The sequence below is a fragment of the Pseudomonas sp. DCB_BI genome, assembly GCF_026240995.1.
Classification (GTDB): domain Bacteria; phylum Pseudomonadota; class Gammaproteobacteria; order Pseudomonadales; family Pseudomonadaceae; genus Aquipseudomonas.
Genome location: NZ_JAPFCG010000018.1, coordinates 129,831 through 147,376, shown reverse-complemented (window position 1 = coordinate 147,376; position 17,546 = coordinate 129,831). Strand labels below are relative to the sequence as shown.

18 protein-coding genes are annotated in these 17,546 nt (G+C 63.2%); 11 read left to right on the top strand and 7 right to left on the bottom strand.

Annotated elements, in window-relative coordinates; genetic code table 11:
- Positions 1-96: 96 nt before the first annotated feature.
- Entirely contained in the window at positions 97-864 is a 768-nt protein-coding gene (locus OO258_RS19960) for a gamma-glutamyl-gamma-aminobutyrate hydrolase family protein (RefSeq protein WP_266032151.1), read from the bottom strand.
- A gap of 4 nt (positions 865-868) precedes the next feature.
- The gene (locus OO258_RS19955) at positions 869-2,251 is read right to left on the bottom strand and encodes a glutamine synthetase family protein (protein ID WP_110743420.1); all 1,383 of its coding nucleotides are present in this window, start codon (positions 2,249-2,251) and stop codon (positions 869-871) included.
- Positions 2,252-2,457: 206 nt separating this feature from the next.
- Here OO258_RS19955 and OO258_RS19950 point away from each other — a divergent pair, with 206 nt between their 5' ends.
- The 5 genes from OO258_RS19950 to OO258_RS19930 all read left to right on the top strand — a co-directional run bounded on the left by OO258_RS19950 (position 2,458) and on the right by OO258_RS19930 (position 7,162).
- Positions 2,458-3,330 carry a LysR family transcriptional regulator gene (locus OO258_RS19950; protein WP_110743421.1) on the top strand — a complete coding sequence of 291 codons (873 nt, stop codon included), beginning with the start codon at positions 2,458-2,460 and terminating at the stop codon, positions 3,328-3,330.
- 205 nt (positions 3,331-3,535) lie between these two features.
- Positions 3,536-3,799: a DNA-directed RNA polymerase subunit omega gene (rpoZ, locus tag OO258_RS19945; RefSeq protein ID WP_003253383.1), complete on the top strand. Its 264-nt coding sequence runs from the start codon at positions 3,536-3,538 to the stop codon at positions 3,797-3,799.
- A 59-nt stretch (positions 3,800-3,858) separates the two neighbouring features.
- Complete coding sequence (gene spoT / locus OO258_RS19940; protein ID WP_110743422.1) at positions 3,859-5,967, top strand: bifunctional GTP diphosphokinase/guanosine-3',5'-bis pyrophosphate 3'-pyrophosphohydrolase; 2,109 nt, start codon at positions 3,859-3,861, stop codon at positions 5,965-5,967.
- A 23-nt stretch (positions 5,968-5,990) separates the two neighbouring features.
- The gene (locus OO258_RS19935) at positions 5,991-6,371 is read left to right on the top strand and encodes a RidA family protein (RefSeq protein ID WP_009684531.1); all 381 of its coding nucleotides are present in this window, start codon (positions 5,991-5,993) and stop codon (positions 6,369-6,371) included.
- A 59-nt stretch (positions 6,372-6,430) separates the two neighbouring features.
- Positions 6,431-7,162, top strand: coding sequence for a hypothetical protein (locus OO258_RS19930; protein WP_266032150.1), 732 nt, complete (start codon positions 6,431-6,433; stop codon positions 7,160-7,162).
- 129 nt (positions 7,163-7,291) lie between these two features.
- On the opposite strand, the gene OO258_RS19925 is transcribed toward OO258_RS19930, so the two are convergent.
- Positions 7,292-8,149 carry an SDR family oxidoreductase gene (locus OO258_RS19925; RefSeq protein WP_266032149.1) on the bottom strand — a complete coding sequence of 286 codons (858 nt, stop codon included), beginning with the start codon at positions 8,147-8,149 and terminating at the stop codon, positions 7,292-7,294.
- Between the two features lie 191 nt (positions 8,150-8,340).
- Here OO258_RS19925 and exbB point away from each other — a divergent pair, with 191 nt between their 5' ends.
- From exbB to OO258_RS19895, 6 genes are all read left to right on the top strand, one after another.
- A complete protein-coding gene (gene exbB / locus OO258_RS19920) occupies positions 8,341-9,324 on the top strand; it encodes a tonB-system energizer ExbB (protein WP_266032148.1) in 984 nt (327 codons plus the stop codon).
- A 3-nt stretch (positions 9,325-9,327) separates the two neighbouring features.
- Positions 9,328-9,756, top strand: a complete 429-nt coding sequence (gene exbD / locus OO258_RS19915) for a TonB system transport protein ExbD (RefSeq protein ID WP_003253367.1) — start codon at positions 9,328-9,330, stop codon at positions 9,754-9,756.
- Positions 9,753-10,484, top strand: a complete 732-nt coding sequence (locus OO258_RS19910; RefSeq protein WP_110743425.1) for an energy transducer TonB — start codon at positions 9,753-9,755, stop codon at positions 10,482-10,484. Before exbD ends, OO258_RS19910 begins: the two co-directional genes overlap by 4 nt.
- A gap of 94 nt (positions 10,485-10,578) precedes the next feature.
- Entirely contained in the window at positions 10,579-11,505 is a 927-nt protein-coding gene (locus tag OO258_RS19905) for a hydrogen peroxide-inducible genes activator (protein WP_266032147.1), read from the top strand.
- A 3-nt stretch (positions 11,506-11,508) separates the two neighbouring features.
- Complete coding sequence (recG, locus tag OO258_RS19900; protein ID WP_266032146.1) at positions 11,509-13,587, top strand: ATP-dependent DNA helicase RecG; 2,079 nt, start codon at positions 11,509-11,511, stop codon at positions 13,585-13,587.
- A gap of 78 nt (positions 13,588-13,665) precedes the next feature.
- Positions 13,666-15,069 carry an aminoacyl-tRNA deacylase and HDOD domain-containing protein gene (locus OO258_RS19895; protein ID WP_266032145.1) on the top strand — a complete coding sequence of 468 codons (1,404 nt, stop codon included), beginning with the start codon at positions 13,666-13,668 and terminating at the stop codon, positions 15,067-15,069.
- 66 nt (positions 15,070-15,135) lie between these two features.
- On the opposite strand, the gene OO258_RS19890 is transcribed toward OO258_RS19895, so the two are convergent.
- The 4 genes from OO258_RS19890 to OO258_RS19875 form a co-directional block, all read right to left on the bottom strand.
- Complete coding sequence (locus OO258_RS19890; RefSeq protein WP_266032144.1) at positions 15,136-15,510, bottom strand: helicase; 375 nt, start codon at positions 15,508-15,510, stop codon at positions 15,136-15,138.
- Between the two features lie 148 nt (positions 15,511-15,658).
- Complete coding sequence (locus tag OO258_RS19885; RefSeq protein WP_003253355.1) at positions 15,659-15,958, bottom strand: HU family DNA-binding protein; 300 nt, start codon at positions 15,956-15,958, stop codon at positions 15,659-15,661.
- Positions 15,959-16,145: 187 nt separating this feature from the next.
- Positions 16,146-17,294 (bottom strand): NAD(P)/FAD-dependent oxidoreductase, encoded by a 1,149-nt coding sequence (locus tag OO258_RS19880; protein WP_266032143.1) that lies wholly within the window; start codon positions 17,292-17,294, stop codon positions 16,146-16,148.
- 16 nt (positions 17,295-17,310) lie between these two features.
- A complete protein-coding gene (locus OO258_RS19875; RefSeq protein WP_110743431.1) occupies positions 17,311-17,478 on the bottom strand; it encodes a rubredoxin in 168 nt (55 codons plus the stop codon).
- Between the last annotated feature and the right edge of the window lie 68 nt (positions 17,479-17,546).

Here is a 17,546-nt window from a genome sequence, read left to right as displayed (position 1 = left end):
ATTGTTTTCACAGGCCTTGCGTACAAGGCCCGCTTTCACTCATTGAAAGCTTGCTGTCGGGAACCAGTCATCCGAGACCTTCGGCTGACGCCAGAATCACTCCTGCCGTGCACCCTCCCGTGCTGCATAAGCAATGCAGGCCTCGCGAAACGCCTGAAACAGACGCAGCGAAACCGGGTTTTCATTGAAGCGCCACTCCGGGTGCCACTGCACACCAAGCACAAAGCCAGGGGCATCGGGCATGGACACTGCTTCGATCAGGCCATCCGGGGCCCGTGCCTCGACGCGCAGCCCGGGGGCCAAGCGATCGATGCCCTGGCTGTGCAGCGAGTTGACCTCGAACTGCGCTGCCAGGCCCAGGCGCTCGAACAACCCGCCAGGCTCGAGGGCGACGGGGTGACGAGGGCCATATTGCACCTCCAGGGGTGCGTCCTCAGGTTCGCGGTGATCAAGGTAACCGGGCAGTTCCTGCACACGCTGATGCAGGCTGCCGCCAAGGGCCACGTTCAGTTCCTGATACCCACGGCAGATGCAGAACACCGGCACGCCGGCAGCGATGGCCGCCTGCAGCAGCGGCAGGGTCAGGCGATCACGCGCCAGGTCATGACGGGTACCGGCCGCACTGGGGGCGCCATTGTAATGATGCGGTTCGATATTTGAAGGCGAGCCGGTAAAAACAATGCCGTGCAGCCGGGCCAGCAAAGCGTGCGTGTCGCTGCCGCCGTCACGGGCCGGCAAGATCAGCGGCAGGCCGGCAAAGCCGGCCGCCTCGACATACTTGTCGCCTACCGTGTGCGACGAGTTCTTCCCCACCTGCTGGCGGCAGGCGCTGACACCGATCAAGGGGACCGCAATTGCGCTCATGGGCTTACACCGTGTGCAGGTACCAGTTGTACTCAAGGTCGGAAATCGACACCTCGAACTCGGCCAGTTCGCTTTCCTTGCAGGCCACGAAGATATCGATGTAGTCCGGGCTGATGTATTGGTTGAGGACTTCGCTGTCGTCCAGCGCACGCAGGGCGTCGCGCAGGTTGTTCGGCAGGCTCTGCTCCAGCTGTTCGTAAGAGTTGCCTTCGATCGGCGCCTCGGGCTCGACCTTGTTGGTCAGACCGTGATGCACACCGGCCAGGATTGCCGCCAGCATCAGGTACGGGTTGGCGTCGGCGCCCGCCACGCGGTGCTCAAGGCGCACGTTGTCGCTGCTGTCGGTCGGTACGCGTACGGCGACGGTGCGGTTGTCCAGGCCCCAGCTTGGCGCATTGGGCACGTAGAACTGCGCACCGAAGCGGCGGTAGGAGTTGATGTTCGGGCAGAGGAAGGCCATCGACGCCGGCATGGTTTCCAGCACGCCGCCGATCGCGTGGCGCAGCGTGTCGCTTTGCAACGGGTCGTCGCTGGCGAAGATGTTCTTGCCGGTCTTCTTGTCCAGCAGCGAGATGTGCACGTGCAGCCCATTGCCGGCCTGGCCCGGGTAGGGTTTGGCCATGAAGGTGGTGTCCATTTCATGGTCGTAGGCAACGTTCTTGATAAGGCGCTTGAGCAGAATCGCGTAGTCGCAGGCCTTCAGCGGGTCGGCCACGTGGTGCAGGTTCACTTCGAACTGCGCCGGGGCGCTCTCCTTGACGATGGCATCGGCTGGCAGCCCCTGCTCCTTGGCCGCTTCGAGCATGTCTTGCAGGCAGTCGGCATACTCGTCGAGGTCGTCGATCAGGTATACCTGGGTCGACTGCGGGCGCTTGCCGGAGATGGGCGAACGCGGCGGTTGCGGGCGGCCGTTGAGGTTGTCCTGGTCGATCAGGTAGAACTCCAGCTCGAACGCGGCGCAGATATCCAGGCCCAGGTCATCGAACTTGCTCACGATCTGGCGCAGCACTTCACGCGGGTCGGCAAAGAACGGCTGGCCATCCAGCTCGTGCATGGTCATCAGCAGCTGGGCGGTCGGGCGCTTCTGCCACGGCTCGTCCGACAGCGTGCCGGGGATCGGGAAACAGATACGGTCGGCATCGCCGATGTCCAGGCCAAGGCCGGTGCTTTCAACGGTAGAGCCGTTGATGTCCAGGGCGAACAGCGATGCCGGCAGGTTGATACCCTTTTCGTACACCTTGTGCAGGCTGGCCCGCTCGATGCGCTTGCCACGCACCACGCCGTTCATGTCGGAGATCAGCAGATCGACGTACTGCGTGTCCGGATGGGCCTGGAGGAAGTCATTCATCTCGCTGGAAGAACTGGCGCACGGGGTTACCGACGTCATGGCTGTACATCCTTTGATTTGCTGCGGCGATGTGGGGATACGGCTGGCGCCTCACGGGCGACGATGGTTGCAGCTGTTGTTCTTTTCACTTTCCCATCGTGGGGACTGGTTACCCGACCGGACGCATTGATTCCGGGGGGCCGTTTCACTATAAAATGGCCCTGACGCAACAGACATTGGCAATTCGGCAAGCAGAGCGTGCACCAATGCAATATCAGATTACCCACGCCGACCTCTCCCTGGTCCTGGCACTGGAGCGCGGCCGCTCGCTGGCCAAGGCCGCCGAGCTGCTGAAAGTCGATGTTTCGACCGTGTTCCGCTCAATCCGCAGGCTGGAATCGGCACTGGGCACCGCGCTGTTCGTAAAAAGCCGCAAAGGCTACCTGCCGACCGACACTGCCCAGGCCCTGGCTGAGCAGGCCGAACGCGCCGAACAGGCGCTGGAAGCCGCACGCATCGCCATGACCAGCGGCGAGCAGGTGGTTAGCGGTACAGTGCGCCTGACCTGCACCGAGGCGGTGATGCACAGCCTGTTGTTGCCGGCGCTGGCCGAGTTCATGCCCAACTACCCGGCCTTGTCGCTGGAGATGGGCACCTCCAATACGTTCGCCAACCTCAGCCGGCGCGATGCCGACATTGCCCTGCGCCTGACCAACACGCCCCCGGAGCATCTGGTGGGCCGCAACCTGGGTTCTACGTCCTATGTGGTTTGCGGCCAGCCGCAGTGGCGCGAGCGCCTGGCCGAATCGCCCGCCGGCACGCCGTGGATCGCTCCTGACGACTCGATGCAGGACCACCCCACCGTGGTCTGGCGCAACCAGCAATACCCAGGGCTGAGCCCGCGCTACCAGTGCAGCAGCATGTCCACCATCGCCCAGCTGGTGACCGCCGGGCTAGGCGTGGCGGCGCTGCCGGACTATATGGTGCATGCGCTGCCGGGTGTGGATGCGCTGAGCGGACCGTTGGCCGGCTGCGACACCCAGCTGTGGCTGCTGACCCGGCCGGATTGCCGGGCACTGCGCTCGGTGCAGACCTTGTTCGAAGAACTGACCCCCCGGTTGCGCGGCGCGATGCTCTGAGGTTATCGTCAGGCTCATCCATTGACGGCGTCTGTTCCGGCCGTTTCGCGGCGAAAGCCGCTCTCACTGGGTGCGGTCCTGGGCCTGAGGTTAACGTGGCCCGACAAAACAGCGCTTCCCTATTGGCTGGTGAATTTTTATACTATCGAGTCCGCCTGCCCATTATCGGGCTGCACGCCCACCGCATTTGCTACTGAGGAAGACCATGGCCCGCGTAACTGTTGAAGACTGCCTGGAACACGTGGATAACCGCTTCGAGCTGGTCATGCTCTCGACCAAGCGCGCTCGCCAGCTGGCGACCGGCGGCAAAGAGCCACGCGTTGCGTGGGAAAACGACAAGCCGACCGTTGTTGCCCTGCGTGAAATCGCCGAAGGCATCGTCACCAACGAGTTCATCGCCGCTGAAGAGATCGTCACCGAGGATCCGGTGTTCGCCGCGTTCGAGGACGAGAACAACGAGGCTGTCTGATTGATGCCAGGTCGACGTCGCACGGCGCAAGGCCCTCTTCCTCGGCAGGAGGTAAACCCATGCCGGGTATAGAAGCCTTGGCCGAACGGCTGTCGACCTATCTTGGCCCCGAACAGGTCAACTTGGTCCGGCGTGCCTATTTCTACGCCGAACAGGCTCACGATGGGCAGCGCCGCCGCAGCGGCGAGCCCTACGTGACCCACCCGCTGGCCGTGGCCAGCATCCTCGCTGACATGCACATGGACCATCAAAGCCTGATGGCGGCCATGCTGCACGACGTGATCGAAGACACCGGTATCGCCAAGGAAGCCCTCAGCCAACAGTTTGGCGAGACCGTGGCCGAGCTGGTCGATGGGGTCAGCAAGCTGACCCAGATGAACTTCGAGACCAAGGCCGAGGCACAGGCCGAAAACTTCCAGAAAATGGCCATGGCCATGGCCCGCGATATCCGCGTGATCCTGGTCAAGCTGGCCGACCGCCTGCACAACATGCGCACCCTGGAAGTGCTGTCCGGCGAAAAACGCCGGCGCATCGCCAAGGAAACCCTCGAAATCTACGCCCCCATCGCCAATCGCCTGGGCATGCACAACGTGCGCGTGGAGTTCGAGGACCTCGGCTTCAAAGCCATGCACCCAATGCGCTCCTCACTGATTCACCGGGCAGTGAAAAGCGCACGCGGCAACCGTAAAGAAATTGTCGCCAAGATCGAGCACTCGCTGGCCAACTGCCTGGCTGCCGATGGCATCGAAGGCGAGGTAAGCGGCCGACAGAAGCACCTCTATGGCATCTACAAGAAGATGCGCGGCAAGCGCCGTGCCTTCAACGAGATCATGGACGTGTATGCGTTCCGCATCATCGTCGACAAGGTAGACACTTGCTACCGTGTGCTCGGCGCCGTACACAACCTGTACAAGCCACTGCCCGGTCGCTTCAAGGATTACATCGCGATCCCCAAGGCCAACGGCTACCAGTCGTTGCACACCACCTTGTTCGGCATGCACGGCGTGCCCATCGAAATCCAGATTCGCACCCGCGAAATGGAAGAGATGGCCAACAACGGCATCGCCGCGCACTGGTTGTACAAATCCAACGACGACGAGCAGCCCAAGGGTAACCACGCCCGCGCCCGCCAATGGGTCAAGGGCATCCTCGAACTGCAGCAACGGGCCGGTAACTCGCTGGAATTCATCGAGAGCGTGAAGATCGACCTGTTCCCGGACGAGGTCTACGTATTCACGCCCAAAGGCCGGATCATGGAGCTGCCCAAAGGCTCCACGGCTGTCGACTTCGCCTATGCAGTGCATACCGACGTTGGCAACAGCTGCATCGCCTGCCGCATCAACCGCCGCCTGGCGCCGCTTTCCGAACCGCTGCAAAGTGGCTCGACGGTGGAAATCGTCAGCGCCCCGGGCGCCCGGCCAAACCCGGCCTGGCTCAACTTCGTGGTTACCGGCAAAGCGCGCACGCACATACGCCACGCGCTCAAGCAGCAGCGCCGCTCCGAGTCCATCAGCCTGGGCGAACGCCTGCTGAACAAGGTACTCACCGGCTTCGACAGCAGCCTGGAGCAAATCCCCCAGGAACGCACCCAGGCAATTCTCGCCGAATACCGCCTGGAGCTCATCGAAGACCTGCTCGAAGACATCGGTCTGGGCAACCGCATGGCCTACGTGGTCGCGCGCCGCCTGCTGTCGGCCGATGGCGAGCAGCTGCCGGCACCGGAAGGCCCGCTGGCGATCCGCGGAACCGAAGGCCTGGTGCTGAGCTACGCCAAGTGCTGTACGCCGATCCCGGGCGACCCGATCGTCGGCCACCTGTCGGCGGGCAAAGGCATGGTCGTGCACCTGGAAAACTGTCGCAACATCAGTGAAATCCGCCACAACCCGGAAAAGTGCGTGCAACTCTCCTGGGCCAAAGACATCGCCGGTGAATTCAATGTCGAACTGCGCGTCGAACTGGAACACCAGCGCGGCCTGATCGCCCTGCTGGCCAGCAGCGTCAACGCCGCCGACGGCAACATCGAGAAGATCAGCATGGACGAACGCGACGGCCGTATCAGCGTGGTCCAACTGGTGGTCAGCGTGCACGACCGCGTGCACCTGGCGCGTGTGATCAAGAAGCTTCGTACCCTGACCGGTGTGGTCCGCATCACCCGCATGCGTACGTAGTCCGCCAACCGCAAGGAGTCATCATGAGCAAGACCGTCATCAACAGCGACAAAGCCCCAGCTGCTATCGGTACCTACTCGCAGGCGATCAAGGCCGGCAACACCGTGTACATGTCCGGCCAGATTCCGCTGGACCCTAAAACCATGGAGCTGGTCGAAGGCTTCGAAGCCCAGACCGTGCAGGTTTTCGAGAACCTCAAGGCCGTTGCTGAAGCTGCTGGCGGCTCGTTCAAGGACATCGTCAAGCTGAACATCTTCCTCACCGACCTGAGCCACTTCGCCAAGGTCAACGAGGTGATGGGCCGCTACTTTGAGCAGCCCTACCCGGCCCGCGCCGCGATCGGCGTTGCCGCACTGCCAAAAGGCGCTCAAGTCGAAATGGACGCCATCCTGGTCATCGAATGATGCCCTTGGTGACGGGCGCCTCGCCCGTCACCTCCCCTTCCCTGCAAGGTTATCCCGTCATGCGTCAAGCACTGTCCCTCGCGCTGGCAGCCCTGCTACTGGGCGGCTGCGCCAGCCACAAACCTGAAGATTTCAACGGTACCTGGATCAACCAGGACGCCATCACTGCTGCGGTCAAGGGCGGCAGCCTGCGCCAGGCGCTTAACGAGCACGGCCCGGTGTTCGAATGGAAGCTCGACGTTGCCAACCAACAGGCTAGCTACAGCAATGGTTTCGAGGCCGCTGACGGCCAGCTGAGCGCCAAAGACAAGCAATGGCAGGCCAGCTTCGAGGGCGGCCAGACCGAGCAGCTGTCACTCGATGGTGACGAGCTGCAAGCCGTCGACCAGCGCGGCACCAAGCAGACCTTCGTCCGCGCCAAGGCACCGGCTACTGCCAATGTGCCGCTGGGCAGCAGCTTCGAGAAAGCGCTGTACCAGGCCTACCTGGGCGGCAATTGGAAGGTGGTCGAAGGCGAAGGAAAAGGTGCCAGCGTGCGCTTCAGCGACACCGGGAACGTCACCGGCCTGCCGGGGCCGGACCGTTTTGCCCTGTGCCTGGCAGGTGACTGCGCGACCATGGGCGGTAGCAATGACAGCTTGTGGCTGGAGCGTAACCAGCGCGGCGCACCGTTCATCATCAAGCGTGATGGCGACAAGCTGGAGATTTTCCAGGCAGTGAACCGTGCCCAGCCAGATGAAATGCCGGAGCTGGCCGCAGGCAAGCGTCAGTGGGTGCTGGAGCGCAGCTGAGTCCTGCTGCATTTGCACTGAATGCACAGGCCTCTTCGCGGGTAAACCCGCTCCCACAGGATCTTCACTGCCCTTCAGCGCTGTGCAGTACCAGTGGGAGCGGGTTGACCCGCGAAGAGGCCAGCAGACTCAGCGCCCTCCTTTCAGGATGGCTGCATACCCTTCCTTGTAACTCGGGTACACCGGCGCCCAGCCCAGCGCCCGGGCCCGGGCATTGCTGCAGCGCTTGCTGCCCGTACGCCGCACCCGCTGCTCATCGGACCATTCGGTAACCCCCATGTACGCGCGTAGCCAGGCCACTACATCGGCCAGCGGCGCCGGGTCATCGTCCACGCCAATGTAGCAGTCGTCCAGCACCTTGCCATCCGCATCGGCCTGCAGCAGAAACGCCAACAGGCTGGCGGCATCCTCGGCATGAATGCGGTTGCCATACAGGGGCGGGTCCTGGGCCACACGGTAACCCTGGCGCACCTGGCTCAATAGCCATTCGCGGCCCGGGCCATAGATGCCGGTCAGGCGCACCACGCTCGCCGGAACACCACTGGCCAGCGCCAGTCGTTCAGCCTCCAGCATAACCCGCCCGGAATAACCTTCAGGCTCGGTGGCCGCCCCCTCCTCGACCCACTCGCCATTCTTTTGTGCATACACGCTGCTGCTGGAGACGAACAACAGGCGACGCGGGCGCTGACCACGCTCGGCCAGCCACGCCAACACATGGCGCAAGCCATCAACATAGGCCGCCTGGTAACCCGCTTCGTCGTGCTGGCTGGCCGCCACGCAGTACACCAGGTAATCCAGCGGCCCCTGTGGCCAGGCTGGCGGGATTGACGGATCGGCCAAGTCCGCGGCAACTGGCTGGACGCCCGCAGGCAGCTGCCCGACAGAGCGGCGCAGGCCGCTCACCTGCCAGCCTTTGGCAATCATTTGCTGGGCCAGACGCCCACCCACATCACCACAACCCACCACCATCACGGAAAGGTCTGACATCTCTAAACTCCCTAGACCAATTGATCAGCCCGGCCACGCTACACGATGGGTGGCTAGACCATAGGCGAAAAAAGCAACAAGATTACTTTTGTTAACAAGAATTACTTGCAATAATGGCCGCCAATTTGTTCTCGGCCTACCTCGAGGCCTTGGAGAACGCTCACTCAATTTCTTCATCAGGTCCGGCCAGCATGACACGTATTCAACCTTCCGCTTCGCCAACCCCGTCGCGCGCCTGGCGCGCCATCGCCGCGCTGATGCTCAGCCTGGTGCTGGCCCCGGTGGCCATGGCCGATGAGCCGACCACCAACGCCGCCGCGCCTGCCGCAGCCACTGCCCCGGCCGCACCTGCTGCAGCCCCGGCTGCCGATGCGCAGGCGCCTGCTGCCAACGCTACTGCTGCCACCCCGGCCGATGCACAGACCCCAGCAGAGCCGAGCGCTCAAGCCCTGGTGGAGGACACCTCGTTGGGCATGGCCCACGACCTGTCCCCATGGGGCATGTACAAGAACGCCGACATCGTGGTGAAGATCGTCATGATCGGCCTGGCCATCGCCTCCATCATCACCTGGACCATCTGGATTGCCAAAGGCTTCGAGCTGATGGGCGCCAAGCGTCGCCTGCGTGGTGAGATCGCCCAGCTGAAGAAGTCCACCACCCTGAAAGAAGCCAGTGAAGCCACCAACAAGGAAGGCACACTGGCTCACACCCTGGTCCACGACGCCCTCGAAGAAATGCGCCTGTCGGCCAACGCCCGCGAGAAAGAGGGCATCAAGGAGCGCGTCAGCTTCCGCCTGGAGCGCCTGGTGCACGCCAGCGGCCGCACCATGAGCAGCGGTACCGGCGTACTCGCCACCATCGGTTCTACCGCCCCGTTCGTCGGCCTGTTCGGTACCGTGTGGGGCATCATGAACAGCTTCATCGGCATCGCCAAGACGCAGACCACCAACCTGGCTGTGGTTGCCCCAGGTATCGCCGAGGCGCTGCTGGCCACGGCCCTGGGCCTGGTCGCGGCAATCCCGGCAGTGGTCATCTACAACGTCTTCGCCCGCTCCATCGCTGGCTACAAGGCCCAAGTGTCCGACGCCTCCGCCCAGGTACTGCTGCTGGTCAGCCGTGACCTGGACCACCAGGGCAGCGAGCGCGCCGCCCCGCACATGGTGAAAGTGGGGTAATCCATGGGCCTGCATCTCAACGAAGGTGGCGATGACCTCGCCGAAAACCACGAAATCAACGTTACGCCGTTCATCGACGTGATGCTGGTGCTGCTGATCATCTTCATGGTCGCAGCTCCTCTGGCCACGGTCGACATCAAGGTCGACCTGCCGGCCTCGACCGCCAAGCCGGCGCCGAGGCCCGAGAAGCCGGTGTTCGTCAGCGTCAAGGCCGACCAGAAGCTGTACGTCGGCGACGATCAGGTTGCAGCACCCGACCAGCTTGGCCCGATGCTCGACGCCAAGACCAAGGGTGACAAGGAAACCACCATCTTCTTCCAGGCCGACAAAGGCGTGGATTACGGTGACCTGATGGAAGTGATGAACAACATGCGCGCGGCCGGCTACCTGAAAGTCGGTCTGGTAGGTCTCGAGACGGCAGCCAAGAAATGACAAAACCGCGCTCTAACATGGCGCGCTACGGTGGCAGCCTGGCGATCGTGCTGGGCGTGCACGTGGTCGCCGTGCTGCTGACGCTCAACTGGTCGGTGCCACAGGCCATCGAGCTGCCGCCGGCAGCGATGATGGTCGAACTGGCGCCGTTGCCAGAGCCTGCGCCACCACCACCTCCAAAGGCGGCGCCGCAGCCACCGGCACCGGTCGAGGAACCGCCGCTGCCGAAGCTGGTGGAAGCGCCCAAGCCGAAGATTGCCATCCCCAAGCCGCCCAAGCCGAAGGCCAAGCCACAGCCGCCGAAGCCCGAGAAAAAGCCTGAGCCGCCGAAGGAAACACCGCCAACCGAGCAGACGGTAGACGCACCGCCGAGCAACACGCCACCGCAAAAGTCTGCGGCACCGGCACCGAGCATTGCGTCCAACAGCAACGCCCTGCCCACCTGGCAGAGTGATCTGCTGCGCCATCTGGCCAAGTACAAGCGCTACCCGGAAGACGCGCGCCGTCGCGGCCTGCAGGGCATCAACCGCCTGCGCTTCGTGGTCGACGCCGAAGGCAAGGTGGTGTCGTACTCCATGGCGGGTGGTTCGGGCAGTGCAGCACTGGACCGAGCGACCCTGGAAATGATCCGTCGAGCCGGCACGGTACCCAAGCCGCCACCCGAGTTGCTGAACAATGGCACGATCGAAGTCGTGGCGCCGTTCGTCTACTCTCTGGACCGCCGCTGAGACTTTTGTTTCTGTCACAAATCGGTAAGTCTGATAACGTGCGTCTATCGATTGCAGCCGCTATGCTGGGCCCGCAACTTCATGGACGCACGTTATGACCCTCACAGAACTACGCTACATCGTCACACTCGCCCAGGAACAGCACTTCGGCCATGCCGCCGAGCGTTGCCACGTGAGCCAGCCGACCCTGTCGGTCGGTGTGAAGAAGCTTGAGGATGAGCTTGGCGTTCTGATCTTTGAGCGCAGCAAAAGCGCAGTACGCCTGACCCCCGTCGGCGAAAGCATCGTCGCCCAGGCACAGAAGGTACTGGAGCAGGCCCAGGGCATTCGCGAACTGGCCCAGGCCGGCAAGAACCAACTGACTGCCCCGCTCAAGGTGGGCGCCATCTACACCGTGGGCCCCTACCTGTTCCCGCACCTGATCCCGCAGTTGCACCGCGTTGCCCCGCAGATGCCGCTGTACATCGAAGAAAACTTCACCCACGTACTGCGCGAAAAGCTGCGTAACGGCGAACTGGACGCGGTGATCATCGCCCTGCCGTTCAACGAAGCCGATGTGCTGACCTTGCCGCTGTACGACGAACCGTTCTGCGCCCTGATGCCTGCCGACCATCCGTGGACGGCGAAGAAAACCATCGACACCGCCATGCTCAACGACAAGAGCCTGCTGCTGCTCGGTGAGGGCCATTGCTTCCGCGACCAGGTACTCGAAGCCTGTCCGACCCTGAACAAGGGTGGTGACGGCGCCCGGCACACAACGGTCGAATCCAGCTCGCTGGAAACCATTCGCCACATGGTGGCCTCAGGCCTCGGCGTGTCGATCCTGCCGCTGTCGGCAGTGCACAGCCATCATTACGCTCCCGGCGTGATAGAGGTGCGCCCGCTGACTGCACCGGCACCGTTCCGCACCGTGGCCATCGCCTGGCGCGCCAGCTTCCCTCGGCCCAAGGCCATCGAGATCCTCGCCGACTCGATCCGCCTGTGCTCGGTCGCCAAAGCCACTGCGGAACAACCGGCCTGAGTCATGAGTGAGCTGTCGAACGTCCCGGTCACCGTCCTCAAGGGTGTTGGCGAGGCCATGGCGGAAAAACTCGCCAAGGTCGGCCTGGAAAATCTGCAGGACGTCCTGTTTCACTTGCCCCTGCGCTACCAGGACCGCACCCGTGTAGTGCCAATCGGCCAGCTGCGCCCCGGCCAGGACGCGGTGATCGAGGGCGTGGTCAGCGGTACTGACGTGACCATGGGCAAGCGACGCAGCCTCGTGGTGCGCCTGGGCGATGGTAGCGGCGTGCTGACGCTGCGCTTCTACCACTTCAGCAACGCGCAAAAGGAAGGCCTCAAGCGGGGCACCCATCTACGCTGCTATGGCGAAGCCCGCCCCGGTGCTTCGGGCCTGGAAATCTACCATCCAGAATACCGTGCACTGAACGGCGACGAGCCGCCACCACCGGTCGAGCAGACGCTGACGCCGATCTATCCGTCCACTGAAGGCCTTACCCAGCAACGCTTGCGCCTGCTGTGCCAGCAAAGCCTTGGCATGCTCGGCCCCCGCAGCCTGCCCGACTGGCTGCCTGACGAACTGGCCCGCGATTACCAGCTGGCGCCGTTGGACGATGCCATCCGCTACCTGCACAACCCACCAGCCGACGCAGACCTCGAAGAGCTAGCCTTGGGCCACCACTGGGCGCAGCACCGCCTGGCCTTCGAAGAGTTGCTGACCCACCAGCTGTCACAGCAGCGCCTGCGCGAAAGCCTGCGCAGCCTGCGCGCGCCAGTGCTGCCCAAGCCAACCCGCCTGCAGGCGCAATACCTGGCCAACCTGGGGTTCCAGCCGACCGGCGCGCAGCAGCGGGTCGCCAACGAGATTGCCTACGACCTCAGCCAGCACGAGCCGATGATGCGCCTGGTGCAAGGCGACGTTGGCGCCGGCAAGACCGTGGTCGCGGCGCTGGCCGCACTGCAGGCACTGGAGGCCGGTTATCAGGTGGCGCTGATGGCGCCGACCGAAATCCTCGCCGAACAGCATTACATCACCTTCAAACGCTGGCTGGAGCCGTTGGGCATCGAAGTGGCCTGGCTGGCCGGCAAACTCAAGGGCAAGGCCCGGGCTGCGTCTCTGGAGCAGATCGCCAACGGCGCGCCGATGGTAGTCGGCACCCATGCGCTGTTCCAGGAAGAGGTGAAATTCAAGCACCTGGCGCTGGCGATCATCGACGAACAGCACCGTTTTGGCGTGCAGCAGCGCTTGGCCCTGCGCAAAAAGGGCGTGGCTGGCGAACTGTGCCCGCATCAGCTGATCATGACTGCCACACCAATACCGCGCACCCTGGCGATGAGCGCCTATGCCGACCTGGACACCTCGGTGCTCGACGAACTGCCGCCCGGTCGTACCCCGGTGAACACCGTGCTGGTGGCCGACAGCCGCCGCTTCGAAGTGGTCGAGCGGGTACGCGCCGCCTGCGCCGAAGGGCGCCAGGCCTATTGGGTATGCACCCTGATCGAAGAGTCCGAAGAGCTGACCTGCCAGGCCGCCGAAAGCACCTACGAGGAGCTTGGCAGCGCCTTGGGCGAGCTACGGGTGGGGCTGATCCACGGCCGCATGAAGCCAGCGGAAAAAGCCGAAATCATGGCGCAGTTCAAGGCCGGCGAGCTGCAGCTGCTGGTCGCCACCACGGTGATCGAGGTAGGCGTGGACGTCCCCAATGCCAGCCTGATGATCATCGAGAACCCCGAGCGCCTGGGCCTGGCCCAGTTGCACCAGTTGCGCGGCCGGGTGGGCCGGGGCAGCGCCGTCAGCCATTGCGTGCTGTTGTATCACCCGCCGCTGTCGCAGATCGGCCGCGAACGGCTGGGGATCATGCGCGAAACCAATGACGGCTTCATCATCGCCGAAAAGGACCTGGAGCTACGCGGCCCTGGTGAGATGCTCGGCACCCGCCAGACCGGCCTGTTGCAGTTCAAGGTCGCCGACCTGATGCGCGACGCCGATCTGCTCCCGGCTGTGCGCGACGCCGCCCAAGCCCTGATCGCTCGCTGGCCGGATCACGTCAGCCCGTTGCTGGATCGCTGGCTACGTCATGGCCAGCAATATGGCCAAGTGTGACGTCAGTCCCATCATGGATCCAGATTTGGCCCGAGGGTGGTTATACTTCGCATTTAAAAGAATCAGTGGATACGGACCATGACTGAAGTTGCCCTGGACACCGCAACCCCACACGCACCCCCCGTCATCAAGCAACTGCTCGACAAGCTCGGCGTGGCCTACAGCGAGGTGGTAGAACACCCGCACCTGCCGCCAGCCTCGCGAGTGCAGGCCGTGCTGCTCGACGACGAGGTCGGCGCCCTGATGGTGCTGTTCCCGCAGAGCCAGTTGCTGGACCTGAACCGCCTGGCCGAACTGACTGGGCGCAAACTCACGGCCGTGTCGGTGCCGCGCCTGAAGCATATGCTCGATAAGCACCAGCTCAAGGCACTGCCGGGCATCCCGGCGCTGACCAGCTCGCCGTGCCAGTACGAAAAGAGCCTGCTCGACGTCGACACCGTGTTTATCGAGTCAGGCGAAGCCGGCCTGCTGCTGGAAATCGAACGCGCACACTTCAAGCGCATGCTGGCCAAGGCCAGCGCCAGCAGTTTCGGCCAGCAAGTCGAGGCGATCACCCCCAACCTCGACCGCCCCGATGACGACACCCGGGAAATCACCAATGCCGTGCAGGCTTTCACTGCCCGACGCATCCAGAAGCGCCTTGAAGAAACCATCGAAATCCCGCCGCTGGCCGATACCGCGCAAAAAATCATCAAGCTGCGGGTAGACCCCAACGCCAGCATCGATGACATCACCGGCGTGGTCGAAACCGATCCGGCACTGGCCGCGCAGGTGGTGAGCTGGGCCGCGTCGCCCTACTATGCCTCGCCGGGCAAGATCCGTTCGGTGGAAGATGCCATCGTGCGCGTGCTGGGCTTCGACCTGGTAATCAACCTGGCCTTGGGCCTGGCGCTTGGCAAGACCTTGAGCCTGCCCAAAGATCAGCCACAACAGGCTACGCCTTACTGGCAACAATCCATCTACACCGCCGCCATCATCGAAGGCCTGACCCGTGCCATGCCGCGTGCCGAACGCCCGGAGGCGGGCCTGACCTACCTGGCCGGGTTGCTGCACAACTTTGGCTACCTGTTGCTGGCGCACGTGTTCCCACCGCACTTCTCACTGATATGCCGCCACCTGGAGGTTAACCCGCACCTGAACCACACCTACGTGGAGCAGCACCTGCTGGGCATCAGCCGCGAGCAGATTGGCGCGTGGCTGATGAAGCTGTGGGACATGCCGGAAGAGCTGTCGACAGCGCTGCGCTTCCAGCACGACCCGGCCTACGACGGCGAGTTATCGGTATTCCCCAACCTGGTCTGCCTGGCGACTCGCCTGCTGCGCTCGCGGGGAATTGGCTCGGGGCCGTCGGAAGAGATTCCTGACGAACTGCTGGAGCGTCTGGGGGTTACCCGGGACAAGGCCGAGGATGTGGTGAGCAAGGTGCTGGAGGCCGAGAGCCTGTTGCGGGAACTAGCTTCGCAGTTTCACGCACCGCATTGAGCACGTGACCTGTGGGTGCGGGCGTGGCCGCGCCCACAGGTACAGCTGTCAGCAACCCTATTGGCTTCAGCCTTTCTTCTTCGGCTTCAGGTACTTCATCAAGCCCTGGAACCACATCACCAACGCCGGATTGCCCTTGATCTGGATGTTCTTGTCTTGAATCCCCTGCATGAACGCCAACTGCTTGTTGCCCGCCTGCATCGTGGCAAAGCCGTAAGCCGCGTCCTTGAAAGCGATGGCGAAGGCCGGCTGTGGGTGCGCGCCGCCCTTGCTGGTGATGCGCTCGTTGTTGACGGTGAAGTGCCGAGCGACCTTGCCATCCAGGGTTTGCATCTGGAACACCAAGTCTTTGCCCTTGAGCTGCTGCTGGAACGCTGGGTTGTTGCGGCTGGCCCTGGCCATCAACAGCCCCATGGCCCAGAGAAGAAAGCGGAACTTCATCAACGCGCCTCGAATAAAAAGTGACTGAGGCGCGCAGTCTATCCTTTTCCAGAACTTTTTATGCAGGCTCGAAACATTTTGCCTGCAGAAAGCACAACGGGCGCCCTGAGGCGCCCGCTTGGCTGTTACCGCGGTTGTCAGGAAGCGATCACTTGCCTTTCTTGGCCGGTTTTGCCGGCGCATTGACGCTGTCGCGCAGGTTCTTGCCTGGCTTGAAGGCCACGGTATTGCTGGCCTTGATCTTGACCGGCTCGCCGGTTTGCGGGTTCTTGCCGGTACGCGCGCCGCGATGACGTTTTTCGAAAGTGCCGAAACCGACCAGGGTCACGGTGTCCTTGTCCAGGGCACCGGTAATGCTGTCGAGAATCGCGTTCAAAACCTGATTGGCCTTTTCCTTGGTCAGGTCAGCCTTATCGGCGATGACGGCGGCGAGTTCTGGTTTGCGCATAGTGAAGCCTCTTTGACGGAATTCTTGTTGTTATGCCGTGCTGCCTCTGGGAGCAGCGCTCAAGGCACCGCAGGCTCTAATCTGCGGCAGACGGGAGTGAGAATGGCACGAGCTCAGGGGCCGCGCCAGTATCTGGGCGGCCATTGTGCAGTCAACAACAGGATAAATCCGACAGAACGCGCGCTATTTACGCCATTACCGGTGGTAACTGGCGATTAAGTGCCAGCTTTTCCATGACAGCTGCCCCGGTCAGGGCGTAGCCCAGCAATTCGCCGTCGGCGCCGTAGCAGAGCACTTTGAGGTCACTGCCCTGCCCCTCTACCTGCCAAGTACCTTCTTGGCCCGGCGGCGGCGGCGAGACCACCAGCGGACAAGCCGGGGTCTTGACGGTAATCGGCATCGGCCCGTAGGCCACCGCCGTCGGTTTGCCGGCCAGGGTTTGCGCCAACGCCCGGGCGCAGCTCATCAGCGGCATCACATACAGCAGGTTGATACCCTCGACCTCGGCACAGTCGCCGAGGGCGAAGATGTTGGCGTGGGATGTACGCAGCTCGCGGTCTACGCTGACGCCACGATGGGTCTGCAAGCCGGCCGCGGCGGCCAGGTCGATGCGCGGGCGCAGGCCGATGGCCGACACCACCAGGTCGCAGGCAATCACGCGGCCATCCGACAGGTGCGCCTCCAGCCCTTGGGCCACCTGCTGCAGGCGGGTCAGCACAGGCCCCAGGTGGAAGCGTACACCCAGGCCTTCGAGACCGCCCTGCACCGCCACCGCAGCGGCCGGGTGCAGCAGGGTCGGCATGATCTGTTCGCAGGGCGCCACCACGTCTACCTGGAAGCCGCCCAGGCTCATGTCGTTGGCGAATTCGCAGCCGATCAGGCCGGCACCGAGAATGAGCACGCGTTGTTTGCCGACAGCGGCGGCGCGAAAGCGAGCGTAGTCCTCCAGATCGTTGATCGGGAACACCAGATGGCTGCCATCGCCCTCGATTGGCACCTGTACGGTCTGCGCCCCCCAGGCCAACACCAGGTCGCGGTACTCCACAGCCTCTTCGCCGATCCATAGGCGCTTATGGCCTGGGTCGATGCCGCTTATGCGGGTATGGGTGCGGATCTCGGCGTTCAGTTGCTCGGCCATGACGCCCGGCTCGGCTATGCACAGGCCATCGGCGTCCTTCTGCTTGGCATAGCCCATCGAAAGCATGGGCTTGGAATAGGACCGCCCGTCGTCAGCGGTGATCAGCAGCAGCGGCGTTTGTGCATCGAGCTTGCGAAACTCACGAGCCAGGTTGTAGCCCGCAAGGCCGGTACCGATGATTACCACAGGGGACGTCATGTCGTGCTTGCCTCGCTTAGCCGATGGAGATCATTTCAAAGTCGCTTTTGCCGACGCCGCAGTCGGGGCACAGCCAGTCGGCTGGCACATCTTCCCAACGGGTGCCGGGGGCGATGCCGTCGTCGGGCCAGCCTTCGGCTTCGTCGTAGATCAGGCCACAGACAATACATTGCCACTTTTTCATCGGGTCTTTTTCCTCGGTTGGGGGCTGAAGCTTGGCTTTGTAGCGGCCCTGTCCCTAGTATGCAAGCA